This is a genomic window from Mucilaginibacter terrae (genome assembly GCF_042679325.1).
GTDB classification, from domain to species: domain Bacteria; phylum Bacteroidota; class Bacteroidia; order Sphingobacteriales; family Sphingobacteriaceae; genus Mucilaginibacter; species Mucilaginibacter terrae.
In genome coordinates this window covers 316,130-329,272 of sequence record NZ_JBHTMJ010000001.1, presented here as the reverse complement: position 1 = coordinate 329,272, position 13,143 = coordinate 316,130, and the positions used below count along the sequence as shown (strand labels likewise).

The following is a 13,143-nucleotide window of genomic DNA, read 5'->3' as shown; positions in this document are numbered from 1 at the left end:
ATTTTATGTTAAAACCCAGGATTTTGTTTAGCTAATTTATTGTTAGATAATTCTATAAATGGAATCGGCAATAAGTTCCACCTATCACTAATGTTAGTACCATCTAACATAACAGGTAAATAATTGGCACCTCCGGTGCCGCGAGGTTGAGGAGGTATCCTTTGCACATTATCATAAAACCGCTCTACACTGCCATTGGTTGCCAAATCGTAATTTTCCCTAACTTTTTGCACTAAAATACCCCAACGTTTTAAATCTTGTTTCCTAAAAGCTTCAAAGCATAGCTCGCGCATCCTTTCATCCCGTATAGTTTTCTGGAAAGCGGGTTTTGAAGCGTACATATCAGGTGACATATCGCCCACAATGAGTTCGGCTGTGGCTGTAGCGCCCGTGCCGCCGCCACCTGTTATGGTTACCGTTGGCGCAGAAGTATAATTAGTGCCTAATGATCCCATTAAAATTTCCACTACCTTACCAGTCACTACCCTGGCCGTTGCCGTAGCACCTGTACCGCCGCCACCTGTTATGGTTACGGTTGGTACTGTAGTATAATTGGTAATTCCCTGATTGGCGATCTTAACCCGCACTCTCCTTCCACCCGCAAGCAGTTGCCCGTAAGCACGACGGCGTACCTGGTTTACGGCATCAATAGCCGTTGCGGTTGGTCCGTTATCTTCATTATCTGCCTCAGCAAACATTAGTAGCACATCAGCATAACGTAATAATGGCCAGTTTTGAGGCGTGTTATTATTATCGCGCGGTAGCTGTACCTCGTTTATACGTTTCCATTTACCCGGCCACCTTTGCCACCAGCCATTTTGATTCCAGCCAAATGGCCTCTGTACCGATGGTACGGTTGGAGTACCACCTCCATAATCAAAGGGAGCACAGTTTAAATCGCGCCTTAAATCAGGCGTATTATCCATGCTTAAGCCTGAGTTATAATATGATTCGTAAGACCTATACAATAAAGGAGTAGTAAACAGCTGCCCTATAGTTTGCCCGTTAGGGTTTGCCCCGTCATTTATACCAACCATATTATTACTCATGATTTCGCGGGTAATATTTTCGGCAGCAACGCGATAAAAGCCTACCTCCCACATACTCTCTTTATAAGTTACATCATACGCGTCGGCTGAGTGATTAATGAAAATTTGCTCGTAACTGGGGTTTAAACGATGATCGCCCGAGGCTATTACCTTTGCTGCCCAGGCTTTAGCTTCTGCATATCGCTTGGTATCATTAATTGGGAAGCCGGCAGCATATAAGCATACCCTGGCCAAAACACCCTGTACGGTAGTTTGCACCACACGCTCACTGTGATATGGAGTAATGTTAGCTACACGCTGATCAGAAAGCATAGCTTCGGCTTCCGTCATCTCCTTGATCACAAACTCATATACCTCTTTTGAAGGGGTGAAGGCTATATTAGCATCGGCAGGGGTGCGTGTAGATTTTAGTTTTAAAGGCACATCGCCCCACCATTGTGTAGCTATAAACAAGTAGTAAGCCCTTAAAAATTTAGCTTCGGCTATAAAATGTTTTTTCCTAACGGGATTTAAACCTGGTACCCTGTCAATATTTTCCAACAAGGTATTTGCTCTTTCAACGCCTTCATAAATCCGTCTGAAAAGACCAATAGTGTTTGCACCCGATCCGTCATCCATATAATGCTCTACCCTAATACCTGATGTATTACCACGATTATAACTCTCGTCTGTACCCTGCGCAATAAAACATTGATAATTAGAAGAATACCAGGAGGTGGTACCTTGAGCAGTGTTCATGGCGTCGTACACAGAATTCAGATAGGCATCGGCCTGCGCTTCGTTGGCAAAATAGGCCTCTAACGCTACCGAGTCCTTGGGTATAGTTTCAAGATATTTTTTACACGATGTTGCACCAAACAAAACAATGGTTAATGCAGCTGCAAATATTTTATTTCTTTTCATTTTTTTAAAGCTTATAAAGTAAGGTTTAAACCAAAAGTTACTGTTAAGGCACGCGGGTAAGCCGAAAAATCATATCCGGCTGTAACACCGTTGCCACGTGTAGAATTCTCGGGGTCGGTAGAAGAATACTTGGTCCAGGTGTACAGGTTTTGCGCTGAGGTGTACAACCTGAGCGTTCTAAGGCCTATCCTGTTAATGAGTTTAGCAGGCAGTGTATAACCTAACTGCATGGTTTTTAAACGTATAAAAGAAGCATCCTCTAAAAACCTGGTTGAGTACACCGATGTACCTATGGCATTAGCGCGGTAAAGTTCGTTGCTCGGGTTATCGGGTGTCCAGCGGTTAGCATAGGTTGCAAACTGGTTAGTATTTAGCCCCACGGATGTTCCTCCCTCGAGGTATATACGGTTGGCATTGTAAGTTTGATTACCGTAAGACCATTGAAAGAAAACGTTAAGATCGAATGACTTATAAGTAAAATTATTATTGATACCGCCAACGTGTATAGGGTATGGGTTACCTATAATGGTTTGATCATTGGCATTAATTAATCCGTCACCGTTGATATCCCTGTATTTAGGGTCTCCGGGCTGCACATTAAGTGGCGTTTGGCCACCTACACCATTTCCGGCCGGTACCTCATCTTTTATTACATAGCTACCGTTCGGCTGCTGGTTAAAATCGCTGTATTGGTAAATACCGTCAAAAACAAAACCATACATACTGGCAATTGGATAACCAATTTTAGTGATATAGCCAATTACAGTGTTCAGGGTATTGCCCGCACCCCCAACCGGCCTGGTAATATTATCCGAACCGTTATTTAACGCTACAACCCTGTTTTGGTTGAAAGATATGTTGAAGTTGGTGTTTCAATTAAAATTTTTAGTACGCACATTTTCGGAGGTTACGGTAAGTTCGAAACCCTTATTGCTCACCTGGCCTATATTATCAAATATACTATTTATACCTGAGCTTAAAGGCAACTGTGATGATAATAACAGATCGTATGTTTGCTTGTTATAATAATCGGCCTCAATTAACAAACGGTCTTTAAACAAACCCATCTCTAAACCCAGGTCTAACTGTTTGGTGCTTTCCCACTTCAATTTCTCATTACCTAATGAGGTGATGTAATAGGCTTGTGCAAGTTGGTTAGCAAAGGGATAGTAAGTATTGGTACCGGTTATTAAAGAGGATGACGGGAAGTTACTGTTGATCCTGTTATTACCCACTATACCATAGCTGGCTTTTAATTTACCACTTGAAAATAATTTTAGTTTCTTAATAAAGCTCTCTTCGGTATAACGCCAGGCAAAAGCACCGGTAGGGAAGAATGCGAACCTGCTATCGCTTTTAAACTTAGACGATCCGTCGCGCCTTGCGCTTGCTTTAAACAGGTATCTGCCGCCTAATAACTGATAATCGGCGTTAAAGCCAAATGATAATAACTTATATTCTGTTGCACTGCCAAAAGGGGTAATGTTACCGGCCAGTGCATCCTTTAAACCATTTACACCCAAACTTTCGTTAGGTACTCTTATAGCCCTGTAGCCAAAAGATTGGCTATTACTGGCCTGGGTTTCGGCTAAGGCAAGTAAATTGATCCTATGATCTTTATTGAAGGTTTTATTATAGGTTAATATATTGGTGTTGGTAAAATCATTTACTTTAGTGTAATCGATGCGCCCGTTTTGCCCGTCGGCCCTACCTTGATTAGTTAATGGGCTCCCTTGGCGTGTAAATGAGTTATAAAACACCTCGTTACGGCGGTTAGATAAACTTGCACCGCCTGTACTACGAAATACCAACCCAGGAGCTATATTATATTCCAAATATAGGGTTGCTAAAAACGTATTATTAAATTGATGGTTATACTCGTTATTCACCGATGAGATCGGATTAACCCTGTAATCACCCGAGTTAGCAGGATTGTCAGGGTCCTGAAATTCGTCAAGAATGTCATCAGGATTTAAACTACCTGTAATAGGCCTATATGACCAAACCTGATAAAGCAGGTTGAAGGTAACATCATTTCCTCCTACATTATTTTGACTTCTGGGCACTAAACCAAATGATTCACTTGCCGAAAAATTAATATTACTACCGATCCTAAACTTCTTCCCTATCTTTTGATCGAGCGTGGCCCTGCCCTGGTAACGGTTAAATCCGCTATTAGCGATGATACCGTCCTGATCTGTAACACTGCCCGAAACTGTGTAACGGGTGGCATCTGTTCCGCCGGTTAAGGCAAGGTAATGGTTTTGAAAAGCACCTGTTTTAAATATCCTGTCTTGAAAGCTTGCCCCTGCAATATTACGGTAACTCTCCAAGGTTTTTCCATCTGTAAAATAGCTGTTAGCTGCAGTTGTTGGGTTAATTTCGGTTTGTAATTTTACAAACTGATAGGGGTCCATCAAATTAACTTTCTGCGTTATCTTATTAAAACCGCGATAACCACTATATGATACACTGGGTGTACCTACCTTACCTCTTTTTGTAGTAATAATAATAACGCCATTAGCACCCCTCGAACCGTATATTGCAGTAGATGAAGCATCCTTTAATACACTGATAGATTCGATCTCAGCCGGGTTGAGCGTATTATTATCCGGATTTTCTATCGCGAAACCATCTATTACATATAGCGGCGCATTGCTACCGTTGATAGAGTTATTACCCCTGATCACAATTTCGGCCGCATCGCCCGGTTGGCCATCTCCATTAATTACCTGCACACCGGCAACCCGGCCTCCCAATGCCTCCTCAAACGATCGAACAGGTGCTTTTTGCAATTCACCTACCCTTACCGAACCAACAGAACCTGTCAGATCTATTTTTCGTACGGATCCGGTATAACCTGTTTGTACCACAACTTCCGATAGATTGGTTACATCAGTTTTTAAAGCTACATTTATTGATGTACGGTTGCCAACGGTTATTTCTTGCTTAACAAAGCTTACATAGCTATAAACTATTACGGCGTTGTTGTTAGGAACCCTGATAACATATTTACCGTTAACATCGGTGACAGAGGTAGTTTGTGTTCCTTTTAAGTTTACGGTAACACCAACCAGGGCCTCTCCGTTATCATCACTCACTACACCGGTAACATTTTTTTGGGCAAAAGCACTGCTTGCACAAAATAACAGTATAAGAAGTAATATCTTTTTAATCAATAAATTCTTAGCAACCGCTTTTAAGGGTGATTGGTCACCAATAAAAACGGCTTCAGAATCTTTCAAGTAATTTTTTTTCATAATTATTTAGGCTTAACTATTCAGGGTAATTTTATCTCTGGAATTATTTGGTTTGAAAGCGGCGTTATGGTCTTAAAACCTGATCGATAACATTATAAACACCATTGGTGGTGGTAATATCGGCTGGGTTAACATTAGCTGTAGCAGTGTTTCCGTTTCCTAGAATTTTATAACCGCCAGATAACGTAACAGTAGCTTTGGCTCCACTTAAGGCAGTAAAAGTGTAAATTGGAGTTATTTCTAAACTGCTGCCATATATGCGCCCTTTAAATATATTATTGTTAAGAATAACTGTAAGCGTCGCTGCTAACTCGTTACTTACGGCAGCTTCGTTTGCATAACCCGCAGCAATAAAGGCTGCATCTGTTGGCGCATAAACCGTGTTGAGGCTCGTTCCCGAAAGTAGTTGCGTAAAGTTGGTTGTGCCTGTACTGGCCTTTACTATAGCAGCCGATAAAAATTTAAGGTTGGTATTGGCATTGATAGTTTGCAAAGTATTTAAGTTGCTGGGCACTGATAATACAGATGTTATACCATGTATAATACCATTACTTGCAACTGAATTAGCCAGAAAACCTTTTACAGTTACACCATTTGCAGAAGCACGTGTACCTGCTAACGAGTTAGGGCCTGTTGCTCTTACTTTAGTTATAATAATTGTTGTTGGCGTTGTGCCAGGCGTAATGGTTACTGTATTGGCAGGTAAATCATGTGCGAAAAATTTTCCGGCTACAATATGGTAGTTTAAAATAGTTGTAAGTGTGTTAATATCCGCTGCGGCTATTTTAGCAACAGAGTTATATACACCGCCGGCAACTGCTGTAAAAGCAGCATTAGTTGGTGCAAACAACGTGTAATCACTCGTACCGGATAAGAGTTGAACGAAATTTGTGGAACCCTGACTGGCACGGGTTACGGCAGATATTAAAAACGAATAATTTGGATCTGCCTGAAGCGTAGCCAGTATAGTCCTGCTGTTTGGTATCAACAACCTGTTAACAACCTGAATGTTGCCGTTAGTAGCTTTGACATCGGTTTTTAACACATTGGCTCCGTTAGCGAACGTGGCTGCGAAAGACGTATCGGCTGTTGTAAAATTTATTTTTCCCAATACGATCTTTTGGTTAACCGCACTGCTTATTTCCTGCTTATCTGTGGTTGTATTCAGATCGATTTTTGTATTAACGATGTGGTTTCTCACAATACTGCGCAGCAAAAGTGGATCGGCAGTTTTTACTGCGTTAACATTAGCATAACCCGCATCTATGAATGCTTGGTTAACGGGCGCAAATACAGTTATATTAACATTTCCATTTAAAGAATCTGCCAAACCCGCCCTGTCTACAGCTGCACGCATAAAGCTAAAATTAGAGATATCTTCCTGGAGAATTTTGTAAACACTTACGGCTTCATCAGTATCAATACTTGTGTCCTTTTTACAGGCCGAAAGCATTGCACAAAACAAAAACAATACGGGTACTACGTAACGGAGTACTTGGCGCTTACGGTTTTTAAGTCCGCAAACATAGTTTTGCAAAGTAAATCTTGTATTCATTTATAATTGGTTTAATAATTTAGTTTAGAAACTAAAACGTTTTAGCAAATAAAGCTAATTTATTTTATTTGTAAAGCAGAATATGAACTTTTACTATATTTTCAATAAATAAAAAAATGCTTTTATGCATTATCAAAAATTTACAGCCGTTGTTACAAGTTGTATAAAATTTTTACACGTTTTTTGAAACAGCATTAGTCAAATTTTTATAAGGCAAAGCTAAATTCATTAAATTATGCATTTTAACATTTATAATTTAGCCTTGATACTGCTTTTTTATACTATCTGTAACATTATAAAATAACAGTAGTATTTAATTTGATTAAAGCTGATGAACTACCAACAAGTAAGTTAAATTTGCCCGGTTCAAAAGTCCAGCTTTTTGTTTTGGGATGCCAGTATTCAAAATCGTGTTTAGTTAATAATAAAGTAACCGTAGTAAGCTCACCTTTTTTAATAAGTATCTTTTTAAAGCCCTTCAATTCTTTTACCGGCCGTTCAACTGTACTATGCTTATCAGCAATATAAAGCTGAGCTACCTCGGCACCATCCAGCGTACCCATATTTTTTATATCGAAGCTTACTTTAATGGTACCATTACTTTTAAAGCTCTTTATATCGGTTTTTAAATTGGCATAACTAAAATTAGTGTATGATAAGCCATAACCAAATGGGAACAAAGGAGTTATATTTTGATGCTCGTACCAGCGGTAACCCACAAAAATTCCTTCTCTATAATTTACATTGTAAATTTTTGAACGGTCGCCGTCTTTAGGCGCGTTCTTATTCATAGGCCTGTCGCCGGGCTCATAACCAAACCCGGGAGAGTCATGAAAATCTTTTTCAATAGTAAAGGGCAACTTCCCCGACGGATTAATTTTGCCGCTTAATATTTCGGCCAGGGCAACCTGCCCTGCTTGCCCTGGGTACCAGGCATATAATATAGCAGCTGCCTTGTCTTTCCAAGCGTTCATATTAATACCCGAACCCGAACTAACTACCACAATGGTACGCGAATTTAAATTGCATATACGCAATATCTTATCATTCTCGGCTTTCGATAAATTGAAGGGCCGGTCTATGGCTTCAGCATCATTAGTACCGGTAGATAAGATGATATAAGGCGCAGCTTTTATTTCGGCATCGGTAAGCTGCTCGGTAAACCTAATTGTGTTGAATGTTGCTGATAAAGCAGCTTTTAAATTCACATTGTTATATCCTAATACCCTGGCCGAGCCTCCTCCCAAAGCATTTTTATTAACATACTTTCCCATAACCAAAACAGGTGCCCCGGTGTTGAGCGGTAATATTCCGTTTTCGTTTTTTAATAACACTATTCCTTCGCGAGCAGTTTGTAAAGCTACTTCTTCATGTTCGGGATATGGTTTACCTTCTTCTTCTTTAATTAAGGGTTTGTTATCGTAAAAACCCATCATTATACAGGCTGTCATTATATGCTTCACCATATCATCAATATCGGCAATGTTTACTTTACCGGCATCAAGCAACTGTCGGGTTGTTTTTAGGGCATCTCCGTTAGGCATTTCCAAATTTTGGCCCGATTTGATTACCTTTTCACCATCCCATACCGATGTCCAGTCGGTCATTACCAATCCTTTAAAACCTAATTCTTTCCGTAACAGTTGTTTGATCACATATTCGCTTTGTCCGGCCCATTCACCGTTAACCAAATTATAAGAGGTCATTACCCCCATGGCACCGGCATCAATACCCGCTTTAAAAGCTGGCATATATATTTCATGCAAAGCTCTTTCATCAATTACAGAGTTACTTTTCCGCCTGTCTAAATCAGTATTGTTGGCCACAAAATGTTTAATTACTGCCATAGTACCTGTATTTTGCATTCCTGCCACGTAGTTTTCTACCATACGAGATACCAGATAAGGATCTTCGCCCAGGTATTCAAAATTTCGCCCGTTTTGTGAAATGCGGTAAATGTTAAGGCCCGGCCCTAACAATACATTGATAGCCTTTGAACGGGCTTCTTCCCCTATAGCTTGTGCATACTGATAAGCCAAACGGGTATTCCATGTGGCTGCCAGCGCAACAGGCGCCGGAAATGCTACAGACTTTTTAGTTAAATTAACTGTAGCAGTATCAGACGGTGCATTTAATCGTATTCCCTGACTGGCATCTGTAAAATTTACAGCCGGAATATCATATTTTTTAAATTCTGCAATATGAAAACCTTTGCCTCGGATCATTTCTATTTTTTCGTCAACGGTCATCTTTTGCAGTATAGCTTCGGCTCTTATTAAGGCTTTCTGATAGTTTACCGAAGGCACAAAGGGTTTGAAGTTACCGGTTTGTGCAAACGTACAAACGCAGCATACGAATATGATTACAAAACTTACAAAGGCTTTTTTCATGTGGTTAATTAATAATTGGCTAAATAACGTTTTAACAATTTACTCAAAGCAAGATGTTAAAACGTTTTAGCAAATTAAATACATTATACACTCCGAACAAAATTTTTACCAAGTTTAAAGTAAATAATTACGGTGTTTGGTTAAAAAAATATGTAATAAAACTCCTGTTTTGTAATCAGGTTACCGGTTCAGGTAGTGGCTCGTGTTGGTACACGGTAGTCTACCGGGCCATATACCACTACCGGCAAATGTGGAAATATGAAGTTTTTTCAATAAAAAAGTAATCAATAAAAAATAAAAGGTTACATAACGTCGCTTTTAATGCTTAATAAACAGGCAATAAATGCCTACTTATTAAATACTAAATATCTTATTTGTTAATTAAATACCTTTTTTATAAAGCGATCTATTTCCTGTATTTTTTGGCCAGCAATAAAATCATAGCGTGCATGTCCTTTTCCAACCATAATATGAAGTTCCGACAAATGGTTATCTTTCTTATTATTAAACGCTTTTTCTATGGCATAGGCGTAATCTACACTAATGGTTTTATCCATATCGCCATGATAGGTAATTATTGGCGGAGCATTATTTCCTATAACATCTGCATTTTCTAAACCTCCCCACAGATTTATTACCGCCCTAACTGGTAAAGCTTTATTCTTACAAACATAAGCTGTGTATAAGGCCGTCATTCCACCTGCTGATCCACCGGATATAATAAGTTTCGAAGAATCGAGCTTATAAGTGTGGGCATTATTTTTAATCCATGTTATTGCCAATAGTGCATCATCAGAAGCCATAGTAATAGCTTTATTAAGTGCAGGATGAAATTTACCGTTTACAGGCAGTCCGAGTGCCATATTATCACCTGCGCCTGCACCTTTTATTTTAACCCGTTTTAACTCAAGTCTATAATTTACAGATACAACCGCATAGCCTGAATTTGAAAATTTAGAACAAATTTCTTCTGTACCCTTTTTATCACCGCCACTAAATCCACCACCGTGTATAAACAAAATTACAGGAAATTTATTTTTGGATACATTGGCAGGCAAGTACAAATCCAGCTTTCTATCTGATGATGTATCTGTTTCAAAACCCTCAGGCTTTTCTGCATATCTTAAATTTCTATATTGTTTAAGGGTATCATTATCCACCATAACTTTTGTTTTAACGAAACCCTTATTACCAGAAATAATACCACAGTTTGTTACCAACAGTAATGTACAATTTATTAAAATAACAATCACATTTTTCATTATTATCACTTTAGTAAAGTGTACTTGCAAATTAAATTAGCTGTAATGATTAAAGGCGGCAACGCCCTTCAGCATTCAGCATCAATATGCTTGCTAATACACTATATATTGTTATCAGGATTATATCCCTGTCTATTTGATGAAATTTAATTTTACATTTGCTTTTGCGCAGGTCAACAAGTTTGATTATCTACAAATCTCAGATCCTCGTTTGCTACTTAGTAAATTACCTTTTGGTCGTGATGTTCTACAAATTTATTAATATTATCAAACATCCTATAAAACTTTAATTAGTATCGCACTAAATACTATCTCTAATTAACTAATCACTGTAATGTTTTCAAAGCGCTATTTTTTTGCAAAAAAATAATCTCATTAGTTGCTATAAAATGAATAGAATAAACGAAGCGTAAAATTCATTCGGCTTTATTGCTGACCTACCGGCAAAAATTAATTGGCTGTACCAAATATTACATTTTAGTTGTTGTTCTTTATAGAACTGCTATAAGATTTTACAGGAACTGCTGATGAAGTTAAATTCTCTATTTTACTGAAGCAATACAAGCCCATATTGGCAAACCATCCTCTACTGTGTAGTGTGAAAATTTGCACCGGAATTAGCTGGATCTGGTTAATCGCCAGAATATATAGATTTTACGTCCTTTATATTAACTTATTGTGCAAGTGTTATAAAAGCAAAAATTAATTTGAAAGGCGATAAAAAATATTGATTTTCTAAATTGGTTGTATGTTTGAAGGGTTAATAATTGGGCACTTAATTGAGTATTAGAGTTTTTAATTTCTAAATAGGTAATTGATAATAAGCTAATAAAAAAATATTTTCGAACTTATTAGGGATCACAAATCCAAAAACTAAAGTTTTTTTAAAAATGCCTTTACATAACGTACAGGCATTTTTCATTTGTGCAAAACCATTTTTGACTAACTTTTATTCCAACGGTTTTTCAATTACTTCATACCCCGGTTCAACTCCACTATTGATGAGTAAATATTATTTTCCTGTTCATAAGTCATGCTGCATAGTCTCCGGCACAACAATTATCTTTTCAAAGAACCTCACACAGCACCGAGAGTTTTATTATTTGAAGTTATATTAGGTAAGCTGGTTAGGTTAAAGCACTACTCCCATCTATTCTATTATTGAGGTCTAACTATTTAACTGGTCAATTATAAATGTAAAATTGTTTGCGCTAAAACCTACCCAACTCACCTAACACTTGCGTATTGTTTAATATTCAAAAGCGCTAACGGCATCCTTGCTTTCAAGCATCGAATGGCCCATTAAAAACTCATCTACCTTACGGGCAGCTTCGCGGCCCTCGCTAATAGCCCAAACCACTAAAGATTGCCCCCTGCGCATATCCCCGCAGGCAAATACTTTGCTTACATTGGTACGGTAAGCACCTTCTTTGGCTTTCACGTTTTTGCGTTCGTCCAGTTCCAAACCTGCTTGCTCTACCATACCGGTATGCTGCGGATGTAAAAAGCCCATGGCTAAAAACACCAGCTGGCAAGGGAGTTCACGTTCCGATCCGGGTACTTCGGCAAACTTCATAGGGCGGCCCATTACGTCCAGTTCCCAGCTTACGTCGGTTACTCTTAAAGCACGCAGGTTGCCGTTCTCATCGCCTAAAAATTCTTTAGTGTTTACTCCCCAGTAACGTTCACAGCCTTCCTCGTGCGAACTGGTTGTTTTGAGCAGCATGGGGTAGCTCGGCCACGGCATATTTTGATTACGGGCTTGTGGAGGCTGCATCATTACCTCAAACTGGCGCACACTATTGGCACCATGACGGTTGGATGTACCCACACAATCCGAGCCGGTATCGCCGCCACCTATCACCACTACATCTTTACCGGTAGCCAAAATATCTTCTACTGCAAAAGCGGTATCGCTTACCCGTTTGTTTTGCTGCTTTAAAAAGTCCATGGCAAAGTACACGCCTTTAAACTCACGACCCGGTATAGGCAAGTTGCGCGGTATAGTAGAACCACCTGCCAGCACAACCGCATCATTATTACGCTGCAGTTCTTCTAACAATATATCTTTACCAATCTCGGTGTTGCATTTAAATACAATACCTTCGTCTTCCATTACTTTTACACGGCGGTCTATCACCCATTTTTCCAATTTAAAATCGGGGATACCGTAGCGCAGTAAACCACCCGGACGATCATCGCGTTCATAAACCGCAACTTGGTGACCAGCTTTGCTCAACTGCGCGGCAGCAGCCATACCCGCCGGTCCCGAACCTATCACCGCTACTTTTTTGCCGGTTTTGATGAAGGGAGCACCAGGTTTAACCAGGTTTTTAGCGTAAGCAATTTCAATAATATGCTTCTCTATTTCCTCAATAGCTACCGGGGGCTTGTTGATACCCAACACACAGGCCGATTCGCAAGGGGCCGGACAAATACGCCCGGTAAACTCCGGGAAATTATTGGTGGTCGACAAAATATCGTACGCTTCTTCCCAGCTATGGCGGTACACAGCATCGTTAAATTCGGGTATCACATTGCCCAGCGGGCATCCCGAATGGCAAAACGGAATACCACAGTTCATACAACGGGCCGATTGCTCGTTCAGTTTTTCGTCGTTATATAAACCAACAAACTCGTTATAATTCTTCACACGCTCATCGGGCGCTTTTTTTACGGGTAGTTCTCTGTTAAACTCCTGAAATCCGGTAGGTTTTCCCATTT

Annotated in this window: 7 protein-coding genes; all 7 read right to left on the bottom strand. The window is 39.5% G+C overall.

Features of this window, described 5'->3' with window-relative positions; genetic code table 11:
- Positions 1-8: 8 nt before the first annotated feature.
- A complete protein-coding gene (locus ACFQ3S_RS01350; protein ID WP_377160412.1) occupies positions 9-1,952 on the bottom strand; it encodes a RagB/SusD family nutrient uptake outer membrane protein in 1,944 nt (647 codons plus the stop codon).
- An 11-nt stretch (positions 1,953-1,963) separates the two neighbouring features.
- Positions 1,964-2,674, bottom strand: coding sequence for a hypothetical protein (locus ACFQ3S_RS01345; RefSeq protein ID WP_377160410.1), 711 nt, complete (start codon positions 2,672-2,674; stop codon positions 1,964-1,966).
- A gap of 150 nt (positions 2,675-2,824) precedes the next feature.
- Positions 2,825-5,212: a SusC/RagA family TonB-linked outer membrane protein gene (locus tag ACFQ3S_RS01340; RefSeq protein ID WP_377160408.1), complete on the bottom strand. Its 2,388-nt coding sequence runs from the start codon at positions 5,210-5,212 to the stop codon at positions 2,825-2,827.
- 64 nt (positions 5,213-5,276) lie between these two features.
- Positions 5,277-6,767 carry a fasciclin domain-containing protein gene (locus ACFQ3S_RS01335; RefSeq protein WP_377160406.1) on the bottom strand — a complete coding sequence of 497 codons (1,491 nt, stop codon included), beginning with the start codon at positions 6,765-6,767 and terminating at the stop codon, positions 5,277-5,279.
- 293 nt (positions 6,768-7,060) lie between these two features.
- Complete coding sequence (locus tag ACFQ3S_RS01330; protein ID WP_377160405.1) at positions 7,061-9,157, bottom strand: beta-glucosidase family protein; 2,097 nt, start codon at positions 9,155-9,157, stop codon at positions 7,061-7,063.
- A 377-nt stretch (positions 9,158-9,534) separates the two neighbouring features.
- Entirely contained in the window at positions 9,535-10,419 is an 885-nt protein-coding gene (locus ACFQ3S_RS01325; RefSeq protein ID WP_377160403.1) for an alpha/beta hydrolase, read from the bottom strand.
- Positions 10,420-11,668: 1,249 nt separating this feature from the next.
- Positions 11,669-13,141, bottom strand: coding sequence for a glutamate synthase subunit beta (locus ACFQ3S_RS01320; protein WP_377160401.1), 1,473 nt, complete (start codon positions 13,139-13,141; stop codon positions 11,669-11,671).
- Positions 13,142-13,143: the final 2 nt, after the last annotated feature.